This window comes from Streptomyces avicenniae, from assembly GCF_000719135.1.
In the GTDB taxonomy this organism is placed as follows: Bacteria; Actinomycetota; Actinomycetes; order Streptomycetales; family Streptomycetaceae; genus Streptomyces; species Streptomyces avicenniae.
The window spans coordinates 463,229-481,681 of the sequence record NZ_JOEK01000001.1; the positions used below are offsets into that span (position 1 = coordinate 463,229).

An 18,453-nucleotide genomic window follows, 5' to 3' on the forward strand; every position below is an offset into this window, starting at 1 on the left:
AGCTGTCCGGCCGGGCCGCTCACCTGCTCACCCCCGCGCGGGGGCGACCCTGGCTCCGGAACCCCGCTCAGCCGCTGAGCCGCACCGGCATGATCAGGTACTTGTACGCCTCGTCGGCCTCCGCCGTGGCGTCGGGCTTCCCCGTCAGCAGGGCGGGCTTGGTCGAGGTGGTGAACGCCAGCTGGGCCACCGGCGAGTCGATCGCGCTCAGGCCCTCCAGCAGGAACGCGGGGTTGAACGCGGTGGAGATGTCGTCGCCCTCCAGCTCGACGTCCACGCGCTCCACAGCCTGTGCGTCGTCGCTCGACCCGGCCTCCAGGATCAGCACGCCCTGCTCGAAGCTGAGGCGCACCGGCGTGTTCCGCTCGGCGACCAGGGCGACGCGCTTGACGGCCTCGACGAACGGCGCGGTCTCGACGACGGCCACGGAGTTGAACTCCGTCGGGAAGAGCGTGCGGTACTTCGGGAGGTCGCCCTCCAGCAGCCGCGTGGTCGTACGGCGCCCCGCGCCCTCGAAGCCGATCAGGCCCTCGCCCTTCCCGGCGCCCGCCAGCGCCAGGGAGACCGTGTCGCCGCCGCTGAGGGACTTCGCCGTGTCCAGCAGTGTCTTGGCCGGGACCAGGGCGACGGCGGAGATGTCGGCCGTCTCCGGCTTCCACAGGAACTCGCGTACGGCGAACCGGTAGCGGTCGGTCGAGGCGAGCGTCACGCGGTCGCCCTCGATCTCGATGCGGACGCCGGTGAGGACCGGCAGCGTGTCGTCGCGGCCCGCCGCGATGGCGACCTGTCCGACGGCCGAGGCGAAGACGTCCGCCGGGACGGTGCCGGTCGCGGTCGGCATCTGCGGCAGCGCCGGGTACTCCTCCACAGGGAGTGTGTGGAGCGTGAACCGCGAGGAACCGCAGACGACGGTGACGCGCACGCCGTCGGACGAGATCTCCACCGGACGGTTCGGCAGGGCGCGGCAGATGTCGGCCAGGAGGCGCCCCGAGACGAGGACCGTGCCCTCGTCCTCGACCTCGACCTCGACCGACACCCGGGCCGAGACCTCGTAGTCGAAGCCGGAGAGGCTCAACGTCCCCTCACCGGCCTTCAGCAGCAGCCCGGCGAGCACCGGCACCGGGGGCCGGGCCGGCAGGCTGCGTGCGGCCCAGGCCACCGCCTCCGCAAGCACATCGCGTTCCACCCGGATCTTCACTTCAGCCGCCTCCCGCTGTTGCTGGCTGCTCGCCTGCTGGCTCTGGACGAGCACCAGTCTGGCTCACAGCACTGACATTAGGCGCATCGGTGAGTCAAATCGACGTCCGGTGGGTAGACCGCCTCCGGGCCGAGTTGTGCACAGCCCCTGCTTTCAAACGAAGCGACCGGCTTATATCCGTAGTCGTAGTAGTAGGGCCTGTGGAAACCGTGGATAACCCCGTTTCCCCTGGTCATGCGCCGTTTTTTGTCCACAGGCCCTGTGGGTGGGGCGGTGGACGAACAGGGGGCTCCTGTGGACAGTCGGCGGCCGTCCACAGCCCGTCCACAGACACCGCCGAGTTCTCAACAGGTCCGTCCCCAGCTTTCGCCCGGTTACCCACAGCCTCCCGCGCCTCCCCGTGTGACCTGATTCACTCTCGCCGGTGAGAGCGCGCATCGGGTTGCCGAACAGTGGACAGAGCTGTGGATGACCTGCGGTTTCCTGTGTATAACGGGCCTGCGCCTGTGGGTAGCCGGTGGACAACTCCGCAGGGCCGGAACGTGGCCCCTCCTCCGTCCACAGCCTGTGGATCATCGTTTCCCACATATCCCCAGCCCCATGAGCTGCGGTGATGTTCCGTCAGCCCGCGACCTGTGGACGGCGGTCTGGATAACTTCCGGCGCCCACAGGGTGTGGACGGGCGAAACCGCCTCTCCCTGTGGACAACTCCGCTTCCCGGCACGGTAATCGAACGCCGCCTCAGGAGTCCTCCCGCGCCTCTCCCGGCCGGTCGCGGCGTGCGCGCCCGCCCTCGACGCCGGGAAGCGTCTCCACAGGCGGTGGACGAGCCCGTGAGCGGGCGTGTGACGACCCGCCCTCGCGGGCGACGAGGACGGCGGCGCCCCCACGCGGTACGTCCGTCAGCGGGGGCGCGCACGCGAAGGGCCCCGGCGTACCGGGGCCCGTGACAGGACGCGTGCGGGGCCGCCGCCCTGCCCGGCGCGCGGCGGTGCCGTCAGCCGTTCTTGATGCGGTTGGTCAGCTCGGTGACCTGGTTGTAGATGGACCGCCGCTCGGCCATCAGCGCCCGGATCTTCCGGTCGGCGTGCATGACCGTCGTGTGGTCACGGCCGCCGAAGTGCTGGCCGATCTTCGGCAGCGACAGGTCCGTCAGCTCACGGCACAGGTACATCGCGATCTGGCGCGCCGTCACCAGGATGCGGCTGCGGGACGAGCCGGCCAGGTCGTCCACCGTCAGGCCGAAGTAGTCGGCGACCGCCGACGAGATCGCGTCGGCGGTGATCTCCGGGGTGGCGTGCTCCCCGCCGGGGATGAGGTCCTTCAGGACGATCTCGGTCAGGCCCAGATCGACCGGTTGCCGGTTGAGGCTCGCGAAGGCCGTCACCCGGATGAGCGCGCCCTCCAGCTCGCGGATGTTCCGCGAGATGCGTGACGCGATGAACTCCAGCACCTCGGGCGGCGCGTTCAGCTGCTCCTGGACGGCCTTCTTGCGGAGGATCGCGATCCGGGTCTCCAGCTCGGGCGGCTGGACGTCCGTGATCAGCCCCCACTCGAAACGGTTCCGCAGCCGGTCCTCCAGCGTGATCAGCTGCTTGGGCGGCCGGTCCGAGGAGAGCACGATCTGCTTGTTCGCGTTGTGGAGCGTGTTGAAGGTGTGGAAGAACTCCTCCTGCGTCGATTCCTTGCTCGCCAGGAACTGGACGTCGTCCACGAGCAGGATGTCCATGTCGCGGTAACGCTTGCGGAACGCGTCCGCCTTGCCGTCGCGGATCGAGTTGATGAACTCGTTCGTGAACTCCTCCGAGCTCACGTAGCGCACCCGCGTCCCCGGGTAGAGGCTGCGGGCGTAGTGCCCGATCGCGTGCAGGAGGTGGGTCTTGCCGAGGCCCGACTCGCCGTAGATGAAGAGGGGGTTGTACGCCTTCGCCGGGGCCTCCGCCACCGCGACGGCCGCCGCGTGGGCGAAACGGTTCGAGGCGCCGATCACGAAGGTGTCGAAGAGGTACTTCGGGTTCAGCCGCGCCGTCGGCTCGCCGGGGCCTGGCGGCAGCGTGGACTGGGCGGGGACCGTGCCGCCCGAGCCGTACTGCTCGTACGACGACGGCTCGCGTCCGTACGACCCGTAGTCCGAGTGCGGGACGTGCGGCGCGGGCTGCTGCCAGCCGCCGGGCACGGCGCCGGGCCTCGGCGCCTGCGGGTGGTCCGGGTACGCCGCGCGTGCGACCGGCTGCCCGGCATAGCCGCCCGCGCCGTACGGGTCGTGCCCCGGCGATTCCGCGCGGTCCCGGACCTGCGCCTCGTGCGGCACGGGCTCCGGCGGCGCGCGGCGCGGCTCCGGCGGTGGCGCGGTCACGGTGATCGCCAGCCGGATCGGCTGGCCGCACTCACGGCTCAGGACGTCGCCGAGCAGCGGGGCGAGGCGTCCTTCGAGCACGCTCTTGGCGTATTCGTTGGAGACCCCGAGGAGCGCGGTGCCTGAGACGAGCGCGAGGGGCTGGCAGTCCTCCAGCCAGCGGTGGTCCTTGGCCTCAAGGCGCTGGGTGTCGGCCAGCATGGCCGTCAGGGCGCGTGGCCAGACCGCGGCAAGATCTGCTGGTAGGTCGGCCACGGGGCACACTCTCTCACTCGCAGGGGGGCGGCGCTGGCGTCGTCGGGCGCCCGAGGGTGTGACTCCGGGGCGGTCGGGAAAGGATCCCGGGTTCAGCCACGGTAGTCAGCGTGGCGTACGCACATCAAGTCATTGTCCACAGCCTGTGCACAACGCTGCGCCGTCCGAGTTTGACCTGCGGGTCGCGCCGCGCGTACCGTTGCCCGGTCGAGCCATCGACAGCTGCTGCCGCATGCCTCCGAAGACCTGTCCTTCACCGAGGTGGACAGCGGCCGACTCGGGCGTGGCGAGTTCCTCGCGGGCGCACGGTGACAGCTGTCGGCGGTCCACATCCTGTCTCGGCCAGCCTGTGCCGGACACCGAAGATCTTCTGGAGCCCCCGAGTGAGCAAGCGCACTTTCCAGCCGAACAACCGGCGCCGGGCCAAGACCCACGGCTTCCGGCTGCGGATGCGGACGCGGGCCGGCCGCGCCATCGTCGCCAACCGCCGCAGCAAGGGCCGCGCCCGGCTCTCCGCCTGACCTGCCTGATCACAGGTCCATGCGGTGCTGCCCTCCGAGAACCGGCTGAGGCGGCGCGAGGACTTCGCGACGGCGATGCGCCGCGGGCGCAGGGCCGGACGCCCCCACCTCGTCGTCCATCTGAGCGGCGTCAGTGACCCGCACCCGGCGCAGGAATCCCTTCCTGCGCCGCGTGCGGGTTTCGTCGTGAGCAAGGCCGTGGGCAATGCCGTGGTCCGTAACCGTGTGCAGCGGCGCCTGCGCCATCTGGTACGCGACAGATTGACGCTTCTGCCCGCCGGTAGCCTGGTTGTCGTGCGGGCCCTGCCTGGAGCGGGCGATGTAGCGAGCGATCAGCTGGCCCGGGAGCTCGATGCCGCGCTGGAGCGGTTGCTGGGAGGGGTACGGCCATGAAGTACCCGCTGCTGCTGTTGATCAAGCTGTATCAGTGGACCATCAGCCCACTGCTCGGTCCTGTCTGCCGTTACTACCCGTCGTGTTCCCATTACGGGTACACCGCGATCGGTCGGCATGGCGCGCTGAAGGGGACGGCTCTGACGGCCTGGCGCATCCTGCGCTGCAACCCCTGGTCGCCCGGTGGAGTCGATCACGTTCCTCCCCGGAAACGCCCGGTCTGGCATCAGCGGCTGCGCGACCGTCTGCGGCACCGGACACTTTCCCATGCCTCGCCCGGGGGTGCCCCCAACAATGCCCAAGGAGCCTGACCCGTGGACACGATCAATTCGATCCTCAGTCCTCTGTATATCGCTGTCTCATGGATCATCATCCGGTTCCACTCGCTGTACAGCCTGATCTTCGATGAGAACAGCGGCTGGGCCTGGGGTCTGTCGATCGTCTCCCTCGTGGTCGTGGTGCGTATCTGCCTGATCCCGCTCTTCGTGCGGCAGATCAAGGCGACGCGGGGCATGCAGGCGCTCCAGCCGCAGATGAAGAAGATCCAGGAGCGCTACAAGAACGACCGGCAGCGGCAGTCCGAGGAGATGATGAAGCTGTACCGCGAGACGGGTACCAACCCGCTCGCGAGCTGCCTGCCGATCCTCGCGCAGTCCCCGTTCTTCATCGCCCTCTTCCAGACGCTGAGTCACATCGCGAACAACCAGACGGTCGGTGTGCTCACCGAGGCGCAGGTCACCAGCGCGCGGCAGGCCACGATCTTCGGCGCCCCCATCGCCAGCCGCTTCCTCGACGGCGCGGACAAGGTCCAGCAGCTGGGTGCCTCGCTCGGCGAGGTCCGCACCGTCACGATCATCATGATCGTCCTGATGTCCGCGTCGCAGTTCTTCACCCAGCGCCAGCTGATGACGAAGAACGTGGACCTCACCGCGAAGACGCCGTTCATGAATCAGCAGAAGATGCTGATGTACGTCTTCCCCATCATGTTCGCCATCTTCGGCATCAACTTCCCCGTCGGCGTCCTCATCTACTGGCTGACGACCAACGTCTGGTCGATGGGCCAGCAGCTCTATGTGATCCAGCGCAACCCCACCCCCGGCAGCCTCGCCTACCAGCAGCGCCAGGAGCGTCTGCGGAAGAAGGGCAAGCTGCAGGACCCGGCCGCCGAGGCCGAGGCGCAGAAGGCGGCCGAGGCCGACCGTGGCCCCCGCGCGCAGCCGAAGCGCCAGTCGAAGTCGCAGCGCCAGGGTGGTGCCCAGCAGCCCAGGAACCAGGCCCGGACCCCGCGTACGCCTGACACCCCGCAGGACAAGAAGCCCACGCTGCGGAAGGCCGGCGACCCGGAGCCGTCGGCGTCGGAGAACGGGACCACGGGCGCAGGGCAGGGGCGGCAGCCGAGCAAGAAGCAGCCGGGCAAGAAGCCGCCCCAGGGCAAGAACAAGCCGTCCGCGAAGAGCAAGAAGTAAGAAGGAGCGCCACCCGTGACGGAGACCACCTCGTCCGCGCCCGCCCCGGCCGAGACCGGCGACGCGTTGAGCCGCCTGGAACAGGAAGGCGAGATCGCCGCCGACTACCTGGAAGGGCTGCTGGACATCGCCGATCTCGACGGCGACATTGACATGGACGTCGAGGGCGACCGGGCCGCGGTGTCGATCATCGCCGACGGCTCGGCGCGCGACCTCCAGAAGCTGGTGGGACGGGACGGCGAGGTGCTGGAGGCCCTCCAGGAGCTGACCCGGCTCGCCGTCCACCGGGAGACCGGTGAGCGCAGCCGCCTGATGCTGGACATCGCCGAGCACCGCGCGCGCAAGCGCGAGAAGCTCACCGCGCTCGGCACCGAGACCGCGCAGCGGGTTAAGGAGACGAAGGAGCCGATCAAGCTCCAGCCGATGACACCGTTCGAGCGCAAGGTCGTCCATGACGCCGTCGCCGCAGCAGGGCTGCGGAGCGAGTCGGAGGGCGAGGAGCCGCAGCGCCGGGTGGTCGTCCTCCCGTGAGTGAGGCGCTCCCCGAGGACGAACCGCTGAAGGTCCCGCCACCGCCGGAGACGGCGGGGCGGGTCTTCGGCGACCGTCTTCCCGACGCGGTCCGCTACGCCGACCTGCTCGCCGAGGTCGGGGTCCGGCGCGGGCTCATCGGTCCGCGTGAGGTGCCCCGCCTCTGGGAGCGCCACCTGCTCAACTGCGCGGTACTGTCCGAGGTCGTCCCCGAGGGAGTGACCGTCTGCGACGTCGGCTCGGGCGCGGGTCTGCCCGGTATCCCGCTGGCGCTCGTCCGGTCCGACCTGCGGATCAGCCTGCTGGAACCGCTCCTGCGGCGCACCACCTTCCTCCAGGAGGTCGTCGAGCTGCTCGGCCTGGAGGACCGTGTCACCGTGGTGCGCGGCCGGGCCGAAGAGGTGCTCAGCACCTTCACCCCCGTCCATGTGGTGACCGCGCGCGCGGTCGCGCCGCTCGACCGGCTGGCCGGCTGGGGTGTCCCGCTCCTCCGCCCCTACGGCGAAATGCTCGCGCTCAAGGGCGACACCGCCGAGGAAGAGCTGAAGGGCGCACGGGCGGCGCTGGCCAAGCTGGGAGCCGTCCGCAGCTCGGTGCTCCGGGTGGGCGCCGAGGTGGTCGATCCTCCCTCGACCGTCGTGCGGGTCGAGGTCGGCGAGAGCCCGGGCGGCGTCCGGTTCGCCACGAAGCGGGCTAGGGCGGCTCGCCGGGGCGGCCGTCCCGGCCGCACCGGACGCTGATCGCGCAGGTCCTCCCCGCGCGATCAGCCGCCCTGCCCTGCCAGCCCGCTGCTTCTCCCGGCCGATTCCCTCGGTGTTCGGCCGATGCGACGGTAAAAGCGCCGGATGTGGCAGCGGGCGCGGAGTGTCGAGCCGCCGTCCGTCGATGCGCTGGGCATCGTGTTTCACGTGAAACGCCGCTCTCTGCTGCAGGGAATCATCAGCCGGGGACGCGCGGCCTCCGAATCGCGAGACCGTTCTCCCCGCCGCTCCTCACCCACACGGGGGGCGCCGGTATCCACAGACCGCCCGTTGTCCACAGGTACCCGGACCTCGCTGGTTCCCGACCCCCAAGACATGGCAGGCTTTGAACCCACGAAGGCTGCGCGTGTCGAGGAGAGTGAACCATTGCGGTCCGACGCCAATATCGCGGGCCCGACGGCCGATCCGGTCCCCGGCCCTCGGTCAGAGTCGGCGGATGCCCCGGGGGGCGCGGTGGACATCGCGCCCAGTGCACCGCCACCTACCGGGGACGCCCCGGTCGGCAGGGCTGCCCAGCGGGCTGTCGAGGCGATGTATCGATCCGGCGGCACCCTGCCCCGGCCCCAACAGACCCGCATCATGATCGTCGCCAACCAGAAGGGCGGCGTCGGCAAGACCACCACCACGGTCAATCTGGCGGCATCGCTGGCGCTGCACGGTGCCCGTGTGCTGGTGATCGACCTCGATCCGCAGGGCAATGCGTCCACGGCACTGGGCATCGACCACCACGCCGATGTCCCCTCGATCTACGACGTCCTGGTCGAGAGCCGACCGCTCGCCGAGGTCGTGCAGCCGGTCAATGACGTCGAGGGCCTGTTCTGCGCCCCGGCCACCATCGACCTGGCGGGCGCCGAGATCGAGCTGGTCTCCGTGGTCGCGCGGGAGTCCCGGCTCCAGCGCGCGATCAGCGCCTATGAGCAGCCCTTGGACTATGTCTTCATCGACTGCCCGCCGTCGCTGGGCCTGCTCACGGTCAACGCGCTGGTCGCCGGAGCCGAGGTGGTGATCCCGATCCAGTGCGAGTACTACGCCCTGGAGGGCCTGGGACAGCTGCTGCGGAACGTCGAACTGGTCCGCGGTCACCTCAACCCGGATCTGCATGTCTCGACCATCCTGCTGACGATGTACGACGGCCGCACGCGGCTGGCGTCACAGGTGGCCGAGGAGGTTCGCAGTCACTTCGGCACCGAAGTCCTGCGGACCAACATCCCGCGGTCCGTCCGCATCTCGGAGGCGCCCAGCTACGGGCAGACGGTCCTGACGTACGACCCCGGCTCCAGCGGATCGCTCTCCTATCTGGAAGCGGCACGGGAGATCGCCGTGCGGGGTGCGACGACGTCTCAGCATGTTCTGCCGCAGCAGGAGCAGCGCGGCCCGGTGGAGGGGGCACAGTGAGCGAACGACGTAGAGGTCTTGGCCGGGGGCTCGGGGCACTGATCCCGGCGGCTCCCCAGCGCCCGGAGACCCTCACGGATGTCGAGGGCGGCGCTTCGGCGTCCCCGACAGCCCTGCCGGTCCTCAATCCGGCGCGCGGTTTCCCGATCCCGTCCGGCGTGGAGAGCGAGGAGCGCGGGGGAGCTGCCGCTCCCGGCGTGCCCGAGCCCGCACCACCGGCCGAGGCGGCCGTCGGCACGGAGGAGGAGCAGCTGACGTCGGGCGCCTACTTCGCCGAACTGCCTCTTGACTCCATCACGCCGAACCCGCGGCAGCCGCGTGAGGTCTTCGACGACGACGCGCTGATCGAGCTGGTCACCTCCATCAAGGAGGTCGGCCTGCTCCAGCCCGTGGTGGTCCGGCAGCTCGGTACCGACCGCTACGAACTGATCATGGGCGAGCGCCGGTGGCGCGCGTGCCGTGAAGCGGGCCTGGACGCCATCCCCGCGATCGTCCGGCACACCGACGACGACAAGATGCTCCTGGACGCCCTCCTGGAGAACCTGCACCGGGCTCAGCTGAACCCGCTGGAGGAAGCCGCCGCGTACGACCAACTGCTGCGGGACTTCAAGTGCACCCATGACGAGCTGGCCGACCGGATCGGGCGTTCCCGCCCGCAGGTGTCCAACACCCTCCGGCTGCTCCGGCTGTCCGCCGGTGTGCAGAAGCGGGTGGCGGCCGGAGTCCTTTCCGCGGGCCACGCGCGGGCACTGCTCGGCGTGGACGATGCCGAGGAGCAGGAGCGGCTCGCTCACCGCATCGTCGCCGAGGGCCTGTCCGTCCGGGCCATCGAAGAGATCGTCACCCTGCTCGGTTCCGTCGCCACCAAGGGCCCGCGGGCCCGCGGGCCACGCGCCGGGAAGCGCATCTCACCGGCTCTGGACGGGCTGGCGGGCCGCCTCTCGGACCGCTTCGAGACGCGGGTGAAGGTGGACCTGGGGCAGAAGAAGGGGAAGATCGTCGTCGAGTTCGCCTCGATGGAGGATCTCGACCGCATCCTGGGGCAGCTCGCCCCCGGTGAGGGTCCTGTGCTGGAGAATCGCGGCACGGACCGGGACGACGACGAGGCCGCGGAGCCCGCCGAGAGTCCTGACCGGGCATGACCGGTACCCGGCCGCGAGCGCGCTGAACCGGCTTCCCCCTCGCGGACCCCGCCGCTCCCGACGCCCCATGGATACGATGAATCCATGGGGCGTCATCTTGTGCCGCTCACGGTGGACAACCTCGCCGATCTCCCGGACCGCTGTCGGAGCTGCGTCTTCTGGGAGCGGGCACCGGACGGTGCGGATGCGGTGAGGCGGACCGGCCGGGCGGAACTGGTGAAGAGGGAATGGACCGTCACCGTCCTGCGTGAGTGGGGCAGTTGTGGTCGGCTGGCCTATGTGGACGGACGCCCGGTGGGCTTCCTCCTGTACGCTCCCCCCTCCGCTGTACCGCGTTCGCTCTCCTTTCCGACTGGTCCGGTGACCGCCGACGCCGTCCAGCTGATGACAGCCTGGATCGCTCTCGACCACCGAGGGCAGGGCATCGGCCGGGTCCTTGTGCAGTCGATGGCGAAGGATCTGCTGCTACGTGGTGTGCGTGCTGTCGAAGCCTTCGGGGATGCTCGTCCGCGCGCGGCGTCCGCCTCCGAGCCGTATGGCGACTGCCTGGCACCGGCGCGCTATCTGGAGGCGGTCGGGTTCGAAGAGGTGCGTCCGCATCCACACGTTCCCCGGCTGCGGCTGGAACTACGGCGCACGGTTTCCTGGCGTGTGGACATGGAGCAGGCATGGGACCGGCTGTTCCACTCGGGACGACCGCGTGGCGTTCTCCATCCCGCCTGAGGCCTTCGGTGGTACAGCAGCGGGCCCCGGCATGTTTCACGTGAAACATGCCGGGGCCCACTGCCGGAGCTGATGAGGGTCAGCCGATGAAGTCACTCAGGTCGCGCTCGATCGCCGCCTTCGGCTTGGCGCCCACGATCGTCTTCACCACATCGCCGCCCTGGTAGACGTTCATGGTGGGGATGGACATGATGCCGTACCGCGCGGCCGTCTCCGGGTTCTCGTCGATGTTGAGCTTGACGATGGTGATCCGCTCCGCGTGCTCGGCCGCGATGGCCTCCAGAGCCGGAGCGATCATGCGGCAGGGGCCGCACCACTCGGCCCAGAAGTCAACCAGGACCGGCTTGTCGCTCTTGAGGACCTTCTCCTCGAAGTCAGCATCAGTGGCGATTACGGTGGCACCGGCCATGGTGCTTCTCCTTTTACTTTCGGTGGGCTGCTAGGGAAGTGCGGTGGTCTCTGTGTCAGACGGCCGAGGTGACGGTCTGGGCGTCGTTGAGCGCGGCCAGGTACCGCTCCGCGTCCAGCGCCGCCGAGCATCCGGTACCCGCGGCGGTGATCGCCTGGCGGTAGGTGTGGTCCACGACATCACCGGCGGCGAACACGCCCGGGACACTGGTCCGCGTGGTGGGAGCCTCGACCTGGACATAGCCGTCCTGGTCCAGCTCCAGCTGGCCGGTGAACAGCTCGACGCGCGGGTCGTGGCCGATCGCCACGAACAGCCCGGTGACCGGCAGTTCGGACGTCTTGCCGTTCTGCGTGTTGCGGAGGGTCAGGCCGGACAGCTTGGTGTCGGTCTCATGGATCTCCGCGACCTCGCTGTCCCAGACGAAGGAGATCTTGGGGTCGGCGAAGGCACGCTCCTGCATGGCCTTCGAGGCGCGGAGCGTGTCGCGGCGGTGCACGATGCTGACGCTGCGCGCGAACCGGCTGAGGAAGGTCGCCTCCTCCATGGCCGTGTCCCCGCCGCCGATCACCGCGATGTCCTGCTCCTTGAAGAAGAAGCCGTCGCAGGTGGCGCAGTAGGAGACGCCGCGGCCGGAGAGCTGGTCCTCGCGCGGGAGGCCCAGCCGGCGGTGCTGAGAGCCCGTGGCCACGATGATGGCCTTCGCCTGGTGCACCGTGCCGGTGGTGTCGGTGACCTTCTTGATCTCGCCGCTGAAGTCCACGGAGACGACATCGTCCGGAATCAGCTCCGCACCGAAACGCTCGGCCTGGGCCCGCATGCCGTCCATCAGGTCAGGACCCATGATCCCGTCCTTGAAACCCGGGAAGTTCTCGACCTCGGTGGTGTTCATCAACGCGCCACCAGCGGTCACCGATCCTTCGAAGACCAGCGGGTTGAGCGATGCACGCGCGGTGTAGAGCGCTGCCGTATAACCGGCGGGTCCAGAGCCGATGATGATCACGTTGCGGACGTCGCTCACGGGAGTCTTCCTTGTCTCGGGTCTCTCGCCCGGGTCCCGGCCGGGACCCACAGTCAATAACCGATCCTAGGGTCCCAGACATTCCCGGCCCGAGGCACGGCGGGAGCGCGGTCAGTCGCGCGGATAGCTCGCCCGGACGAGTACTTCGCCGGAGACCGGTGGGGTGGCGCTGACGCAGTCCGCGTCCACCACATACGCGTCCACGCGCTCCGGGTCCACCGAGTGCGGGAAGACGACCAGATAGGCGTCGGTACCCGCGTAGTCCTCCTCCTCCGCGGCCAGCGGAACCTCGGTGCGCCCGATGGCATCCTCCACGCAGGTCGGGACATCCAGCATGACCTCGAGACCTCCCTCCTCGTCGCCGGTCGTCTCACCGCCCGAGCCAGGGGGCGCTTCAGGGAAGCCCTCGGTGCCTGCGCCCGCTGGGCCGGACGGCGCCGCGGGCTCCGTGGCGTTCTCCGGGCTCGCCAGTGATTCCGCCGCCTCGCTCTCCGCAAGCAGATCGCGCACCTGGTCCTCCAACATCGGGTCTGCTGCCTGGCCCGCATCGGCATCGGCCGCTTCGCTCTGCCCGCCGCCGTCCTGGTGGGTGGTCGGGCCCAGGGAATCGAGCACGGTGCTGCCGAGCGCGACTGCCAGTACCGCGCCGGCCGCAGCCAGCGCAAAGCGGGGCCAGCGTTTGGGCGCTGGCCGCGACACCCGGTCGAGTGCCCGGGCACGCCGCCCTCTCACCTCTCGACCGACATCAGTTTCCTCGGTCCGCACGGCCGGAGGCCGCGGCTGTCGGACGACGGGCTCCGCACCCCCGTCTGCCGATCCCGGCGTGTCGGGCTGCTCGTCCGACGGAAGAGCGGGAGCGTGGCTTTCGTCGGCAGGCTCTGTTTCACGTGAAACATGTAGCGCGCCCAGCGCGGCGTCGATTCGGGTCGCGACATCGTCAGGGATGCGGGGAAGCGGAAGGTCGCGGAGGTGCTGGCGTAGCACGACGAACTCAGCCGCGGTCTCGGCACAGGCCGCGCAGTCGGCGATATGGGCCCGGAGGGTGGCTTCCTCGGCAGGAGGGAGCAGCTCCTCGTCGAGCGCGGCGATCTCCGCCGGATCCGGGTGCTGGGGCATCTCGCTCATGAGTGTCCGCCACCTCCTCCCTGCATGGCACCGGTCTCCCCGGCATTTCTCGGGGGTGGGACGGATGCGCCCGGTGTACGGTTCCGCCCCGCGTCGCTCTCGGGTCGGCGTGGACGGAGATGGCGTAGCAGGGGCAGCAGGCGTGCTCGTCCTCGGGCGCACCGGCTCTTGACCGTCCCGATCGGTGTCTCCAGGATGCTGGCTGCCTCGGCCACGGAGTACCCCTGCATATCGACCAGGACGAGGGCGGCCCGCTGCTCGACCGGAAGTTCCGCGAGAGCCTGGTGCAACTGGTGCCGGAGGTCGCCGCGTTCCGCGGGAGCCTCGGCGGACTCGTGCGGTTCGAGGAGGTTCTCCAGGCGCTCCGGCTCGGGCAGCGGACTGGTCCGTCGGCTGTTCGCCTTGCGGATCCGGTCCAGACAGGCGTTCACCGTGATGCGGTGCAGCCAGGTCGTGACGGCCGCCTGGCCGCGGAAGGTGTGAGCGGCGCGGTAAGCGGAGACAAAGGCGTCCTGCAGAGCGTCAGCGGCCTCCTCGCGGTCGCTGAGGGTTCTCAGCGCCACAGCCCACAGCCGGTCCCGGTGGCGGCGCACGATCTCGCCGAAGGCATCGGGATCGCCCTGCGTGTGCCGGGCGAGCAGCTCCTCGTCGCTGGTGGAGGCCGGGGCGCGGGGGGCACGCTCCTCCACGGCGCACACCTCCCCTCTTCCCTGCCGGGCCGACGCGGCCCGCTGCCTACCTCGTGCGATCGATCAGCCGGTGACGGAGACCTCCGTGATGCGGCCACGGTAGCTTCCGTCGTCGCCCTGGGGCAGATCGGTGAGCCAGACGAGGACGAACCGTGTCTCGATCGCGCTCTCGGGGTTCAGCGTGACGGACTGGCCGCTTCCCTCGGCCACGGTCTCGAAGTCGTCGGGCGAGCCGGGTGCGGTGCTGGCGTCGGCGTCGGCGACGCGGAGCTGCACAGGAGTGTCACCGAGGGCGTTGACCGTGACCGAGCTGACCGGCTGGACCTCGCCGAGGTCGAGGACGAGCCCGGTGCCCTCCTTGAGGTTCGCGAACCCGGGACCGTAGTAGTTCTTGGTGTGCCAGAAGGTTTCCTCGTCACCGTCGAGCACGAGATCGACCCCCTCCCGATTCTGCTCGTTCCCGAGCGGATCGAGTTCGGTGACCTCTTCGACGGTGAGCGGGCCAGGTTCGGGCGCGTCGTTGTTCTCCAACGGAGGCGCGACCTGCTCGGTCGTGTCGCCACCCGAGTTCTCCCCGGAGAGCAAGGTGTCGGCGATCTGCCAGCTGCCCAGACCGAGAGCCGCGATCAGGAGCGCGGAGACTCCCCACTTGAGTGCCGTCCCGGTACGTCCCGGCAAGGCGGGCTCGGGGGGCGGCGGCGGGCGCAGGCCGGCGCCTGGCGTGCCGGGACCGGTGCCGAGAGTCCCCCGCTGGTAGGTGGTGTGCTGGAAGCTCGGGATGGCGGACGGCGTCGGCTCCGGGGGCCTGATGCGGGGCAGCGCGGTGAGCGCCTTCTCCAGGTCCATGGGCGTCGTGCAGGCCGGTTTCTGGCTGGCCGCGGTCGCGCCGTCGTTCACCAGGGCGCGCATGGCGATCTCGGACAGGCCGCGATGCACGCCCGCGCGGACCTGGTCAGGAGTGGCCAGCGAGTCCCAGGCGCCCTTCCCCAGCCCCGCGACACCGCTGAGTCCGTAGGCGCCGTCACCGTACGGCCAGCGCTGCGTCAGGGCGGCGTACAGCAGGGCGCCGATGGCCTCGGTGTCGGCACGGGGCGGGTTGTCGGCGGTGATGCCGCGCAGCGCGGCGTCCACGGCGAGGCCCCTGATGCGGTACTGGCCGGGACCGGCGCGCAGCACGGTCGCCGGTGTCAGCCGGAGGTGTGCCAGCTCCTTGCGGTGCGCGGCGGCCATGGCCTGGGCGACCTGCTCGGCCAGGGCGAGCGCCTCGTGCGGATCGAGCGGCCCGGCGGCGAGGAGGGTGCTGAGCGAGACCGCGTCGGGCAGCCACTCGTGGATGACGTACACCTGGTCGTTCTCCTCGACGGCGTCGAGGACCTGGACGAAGCGGGGATCACCCAGCAGGGCGGCCGACCGGGCGGCGGACAGGACGGAGGCGGCGCGCTCGTGCGAGGCGGGGAGCACATGGACGCCCACGGCGCGGCGGAGCTTCTCGTCCATCGCGCGCCAGCTGCTGAATCCGTCCAGTCGGGTGATGCACTCCTCCAGCCGGTAGCGCTGGGCGAGTCTGTGCCCGCTGTGCAGCTCCGTGGGCTTCGGACGGTCGGCGCCCTTCTCCTGCGTCCCGGGGGACGCGGGCGTGGACCCCGGGGTGAGCGGCATCGTGCTCGTGTCGGCGCGCTGGGCGTCCGAGCCGTCCGCGGTGTCGCGGACGCCGGTCGGACCCTGCGGTGGACTCGTCGCCGTGCTCCGTTCGGCCACCGTCGTTCCGCCTCCCCGTTCTCGGCTGTCAGGCTGTTGACACTGCCAGACTCATTGTGCCGGTAGTCCGCAGTGGTGCACGACATAGGAATACGTTCGGAAGCCGTACGCCGGATGGCCGACGGGTGTCGTGCGTGGCCTCCTCGGACCGAATGCCCAGAAAGCGAGATTTCAGCGGCCGAGCCGTCCCCGGATCATTCCGACAAGTGCGGTCAGTTCCTCGACCCGCATCCGTCGGGCGGCCACATAAAAGATCCCCAACAGAATCAGACCACCGGCCGCGAGGGCGGCGAGAGAGCCCACGAAGCCCTCACCGAGCGCCCCGAGGACCACGAAGCCGACCGCGCCGCCCGCCAGTGCGGCCGGAATGCTCGCGCCCGCCAGGCGGATGTAGGTGCGGACGATGCGCGAGCCGTCGAGATCGGCGCGCATCCGGCGGCGCAGGCGCCGCCAGGCGGTCCGCACGCCGATCGCGTACGCCAGGCCGTAGCTCAGGGCGATCCCGGCCACCACCCAGCGGTCGGGCAGTGCCAGGAAGCAGATGGCCGACAGGACGATCCAGGCGAGGGAGACGATCACCGTGTTGTAGAAGGGGGTGCGGGTGTCCTCGTACGCGTAGAAGGCCCGCAGCACCACGTACTGGGCGGAGAAGGGGATGAGCCCCAGACCGAACGCCATGAGGATGTAGCCGAAGGAACGGGCTCCGTCCTCGCCCGCCGCTCCGAAGAGCAGCGTACACATCGGGACGCCCAGCGCCACGAAGGCGAAGGCGATGGGGACGATGGCCACGGCCGAGGTACGCAGACCGTGGGACAGGTCGTCGCGCACCGCGCCCGCGTCCCCGTCCGCGGCGGAGCGGGAGAGCCGGGGCAGCAGCGCCGCCATCACCGACACGGTGATGATCGCCTGAGGCATCTGCCAGATCAGCAGGGCGCTGTTGTAGGCGATGAAGCCGGTGCCCGGATATCCCGCGCGCTCCGCGTCGTCCCCGGCCCAGGTCGCGAACTGGGTGACGACGACGAGCCCCGCCTGGTTGGCGAGCACGAACAGGACGGTCCACTTGGCGAGCTTGGCCGCCTTGCCCATGCCGTGACCGCGCCAGTCGAAGCGGGGCCTGACCCGGAAGCCCGCGGCCCTCAGGTAGGGCAGCATCGCGAGGGCCTGGACGACGAGCCCGAGCAGGGTGCCGACACCGAGCAGGCGGATGCCCTCGGGCGTGATCGTGGTGACACCGACACCCGAGGTCCGCTGGGTGCCGTACACCCACAGGAACATCCCGCAGGTGAAGATCACCACGATGTTGTTGAGGACCGGCGTCCACATCATCGGGCCGAAGTGGTCGCGGGCGTTGAGGATCTGGCCGAGCACCACGTGGATGCCCATGAAGAAGATCGTCGGCAGGAAGTAGCGCGCGAAGGTGACGGCGACGTCGTTGGCGGCCGGATCGTCGGCGATCTTCGCCGACATGAGCCGGACCAGCAGGGGAGCGGCGAACACCGCGACGACCACCAGCGCGCCGAGGATCACCATGACCAGCGTCAGCAGGCGGTTGGCGTAGGCGTCGCCGCCGTCGCGGTCGTTCCGCATCGAGCGGACGAGCTGCGGGACGAACACCGAGTTCAGCCCGCCGCCGATGGTCAGGATGTAGATCATGTTCGGCAGTGCCCAGGCGACGGTGTAGGTGTCACCGAGCACGGCGGCGCCGAGGGCCGCCACGATCACGAGCTGCCGGACGAAGCCGGTGAGACGGGACACCAGGGTTCCCGCCGCCATGACGGCGCTCGAACGCAGCAGGCTCGTGGCCCGGCCCGGCTTCTTCGCCGGGGCCGTCCGGTCGGGCTGCTCCGCCTCCGCCGCCTCACGCCCCGTGGACTCGTCGCGCGGGTACGGCTCGGCCGGGGGGCCACCCGGGGGGACGTGCTGCCGCCCCTGGGGTGCGGGCGGGCCCTGGTCCTGATGCTGACCTTGCCGGGTCTGCGGCGGATAGGGCTGCGATCCGCTCTGCTGATCACGGAAGAGATGCGCGAACGCGTCGTCGAGATCCGGCCGGTGTCCGGGGCCGCCGGGCCCCGGCGGCTGTTCGCCCGACATGTTCATCAGGCCATCGATACCGCTGCCGCCGTAGGGCCGTCCCTGCGGACCTCCGTACTGCTGTCCGTAGCCGTCAGGCACCTGCCCACCCGCGCCCGGACCCTGGTGACCGTAGGGATAGGGCTCCTGCGGGTAGCCGGGGTGTGCGCCCGGCGGCTCGTGGGAAGCCTGTCCTGCGCCGTACGGCGACCGACTCCTGTCGTTCCCCGCGTACGGCTGGTAGCCGGGATCGTGGTAATCCCCGCCGTACTGCTGCGCGTGCTGCGGAGGGAAGGGCTGGTGAGGCGGCTGGGGACCCTGGGGATAAGCGGCCGGATCGTACGGCGCGCCGAACTCACTCCCAGGGGCGACGCCGTAGCCGTCCTGGCCGTACGCGCCCGGAGGCGGCCCCGCGGCGCCGTAGCCGTCAGGGGCGTAGCCGCCCTGCTGCGGAGCGCCCTGGTGGTAGGGACCTCCGTGGCCGCCCGCCGGGCCGTAGCCGGGAGGCGGGGCTGGAACATCGCCGGGCGCGCCCGGCTGACGCGGCTGCCCCGGGTAGCCGGACCGCCTGTCGGACGGGTCGCCACCACCCGGCGCCTGGCCGTCCTCACGGTCGTACGGCGGTTCCATCGCTACTCCACCT

Annotated in this window: 17 protein-coding genes; 9 read left to right on the forward strand and 8 right to left on the reverse strand. The window is 70.2% G+C overall.

The genetic code is table 11. The features are described 5' to 3' along the window. Window positions 1-67: 67 nt before the first annotated feature. Together dnaN and dnaA are read right to left on the reverse strand one after the other, a co-directional pair. Window positions 68-1,198, reverse strand: a complete 1,131-nt coding sequence (gene dnaN / locus IF27_RS02140) for a DNA polymerase III subunit beta (RefSeq protein ID WP_052847489.1) — start codon at window positions 1,196-1,198, stop codon at window positions 68-70. 997 nt (window positions 1,199-2,195) lie between these two features. Then, window positions 2,196-3,755: a chromosomal replication initiator protein DnaA gene (dnaA, locus tag IF27_RS02145; RefSeq protein ID WP_052847490.1), complete on the reverse strand. Its 1,560-nt coding sequence runs from the start codon at window positions 3,753-3,755 to the stop codon at window positions 2,196-2,198. A gap of 437 nt (window positions 3,756-4,192) precedes the next feature. Here dnaA and rpmH point away from each other — a divergent pair, with 437 nt between their 5' ends. The 9 genes from rpmH to IF27_RS29860 all read left to right on the forward strand — a co-directional run bounded on the left by rpmH (window position 4,193) and on the right by IF27_RS29860 (window position 10,741). Further along, window positions 4,193-4,330, forward strand: coding sequence for a 50S ribosomal protein L34 (gene rpmH, locus IF27_RS02150; protein WP_016906158.1), 138 nt, complete (start codon window positions 4,193-4,195; stop codon window positions 4,328-4,330). 24 nt (window positions 4,331-4,354) lie between these two features. Then, window positions 4,355-4,723 (forward strand): ribonuclease P protein component, encoded by a 369-nt coding sequence (gene rnpA / locus IF27_RS29850; RefSeq protein ID WP_110945439.1) that lies wholly within the window; start codon window positions 4,355-4,357, stop codon window positions 4,721-4,723. Beyond that, on the forward strand, window positions 4,720-5,034 hold the full coding sequence (yidD, locus tag IF27_RS29855; RefSeq protein WP_110945440.1) for a membrane protein insertion efficiency factor YidD: 315 nt from the start codon (window positions 4,720-4,722) through the stop codon (window positions 5,032-5,034). Before rnpA ends, yidD begins: the two co-directional genes overlap by 4 nt. Window positions 5,035-5,046: 12 nt before the next feature. Next, entirely contained in the window at window positions 5,047-6,189 is a 1,143-nt protein-coding gene (yidC, locus tag IF27_RS02160) for a membrane protein insertase YidC (protein WP_052847898.1), read from the forward strand. A gap of 15 nt (window positions 6,190-6,204) precedes the next feature. Continuing rightward, a complete protein-coding gene (locus tag IF27_RS02165) occupies window positions 6,205-6,720 on the forward strand; it encodes a Jag family protein (RefSeq protein ID WP_052847492.1) in 516 nt (171 codons plus the stop codon). Next, window positions 6,717-7,460, forward strand: coding sequence for a 16S rRNA (guanine(527)-N(7))-methyltransferase RsmG (gene rsmG / locus IF27_RS02170; RefSeq protein WP_052847493.1), 744 nt, complete (start codon window positions 6,717-6,719; stop codon window positions 7,458-7,460). Before IF27_RS02165 ends, rsmG begins: the two co-directional genes overlap by 4 nt. Window positions 7,461-7,796: 336 nt before the next feature. Further along, complete coding sequence (locus tag IF27_RS02175; protein ID WP_110945441.1) at window positions 7,797-8,876, forward strand: ParA family protein; 1,080 nt, start codon at window positions 7,797-7,799, stop codon at window positions 8,874-8,876. Then, a complete protein-coding gene (locus tag IF27_RS02180) occupies window positions 8,873-10,018 on the forward strand; it encodes a ParB/RepB/Spo0J family partition protein (RefSeq protein ID WP_110945442.1) in 1,146 nt (381 codons plus the stop codon). Before IF27_RS02175 ends, IF27_RS02180 begins: the two co-directional genes overlap by 4 nt. Window positions 10,019-10,102: 84 nt before the next feature. Further along, window positions 10,103-10,741: a GNAT family N-acetyltransferase gene (locus IF27_RS29860; RefSeq protein ID WP_110945443.1), complete on the forward strand. Its 639-nt coding sequence runs from the start codon at window positions 10,103-10,105 to the stop codon at window positions 10,739-10,741. A 79-nt stretch (window positions 10,742-10,820) separates the two neighbouring features. Here the strand turns inward: IF27_RS29860 and trxA are convergent, their stop codons facing one another. From trxA to murJ, 6 genes are all read right to left on the reverse strand, one after another. Then, complete coding sequence (trxA, locus tag IF27_RS02185) at window positions 10,821-11,150, reverse strand: thioredoxin (protein ID WP_052847496.1); 330 nt, start codon at window positions 11,148-11,150, stop codon at window positions 10,821-10,823. Window positions 11,151-11,205: 55 nt separating this feature from the next. Beyond that, window positions 11,206-12,168, reverse strand: a complete 963-nt coding sequence (gene trxB / locus IF27_RS02190) for a thioredoxin-disulfide reductase (protein WP_052847497.1) — start codon at window positions 12,166-12,168, stop codon at window positions 11,206-11,208. Window positions 12,169-12,279: 111 nt separating this feature from the next. Then, window positions 12,280-13,293: a hypothetical protein gene (locus IF27_RS02195; protein ID WP_052847498.1), complete on the reverse strand. Its 1,014-nt coding sequence runs from the start codon at window positions 13,291-13,293 to the stop codon at window positions 12,280-12,282. Further along, window positions 13,290-13,982, reverse strand: a complete 693-nt coding sequence (sigM, locus tag IF27_RS02200; protein WP_052847899.1) for an RNA polymerase sigma factor SigM — start codon at window positions 13,980-13,982, stop codon at window positions 13,290-13,292. The genes IF27_RS02195 and sigM overlap by 4 nt, the downstream gene beginning before the upstream one ends. A gap of 63 nt (window positions 13,983-14,045) precedes the next feature. Then, complete coding sequence (locus IF27_RS02205; RefSeq protein ID WP_052847499.1) at window positions 14,046-15,740, reverse strand: protein kinase family protein; 1,695 nt, start codon at window positions 15,738-15,740, stop codon at window positions 14,046-14,048. 171 nt (window positions 15,741-15,911) lie between these two features. Further along, window positions 15,912-18,440, reverse strand: coding sequence for a murein biosynthesis integral membrane protein MurJ (gene murJ / locus IF27_RS02210; protein WP_110945444.1), 2,529 nt, complete (start codon window positions 18,438-18,440; stop codon window positions 15,912-15,914). Window positions 18,441-18,453 lie beyond the last annotated feature (13 nt).

Coding starts and splice junctions, on each gene's coding strand:
- dnaA (WP_052847490.1), bottom strand. CDS start 3,755: ATGCTGGCCGACACCCAGCGCCTTGAGGCCAAGGACCACCGCTGGCTG.
- yidD (WP_110945440.1), top strand. CDS start 4,720: ATGAAGTACCCGCTGCTGCTGTTGATCAAGCTGTATCAGTGGACCATC.
- IF27_RS02175 (WP_110945441.1), top strand. CDS start 7,797: ATGGCAGGCTTTGAACCCACGAAGGCTGCGCGTGTCGAGGAGAGTGAA.
- IF27_RS29860 (WP_110945443.1), top strand. CDS start 10,103: ATGGGGCGTCATCTTGTGCCGCTCACGGTGGACAACCTCGCCGATCTC.
- trxA (WP_052847496.1), bottom strand. CDS start 11,150: ATGGCCGGTGCCACCGTAATCGCCACTGATGCTGACTTCGAGGAGAAG.
- IF27_RS02195 (WP_052847498.1), bottom strand. CDS start 13,293: ATGAGCGAGATGCCCCAGCACCCGGATCCGGCGGAGATCGCCGCGCTC.
- murJ (WP_110945444.1), bottom strand. CDS start 18,440: ATGGAACCGCCGTACGACCGTGAGGACGGCCAGGCGCCGGGTGGTGGC.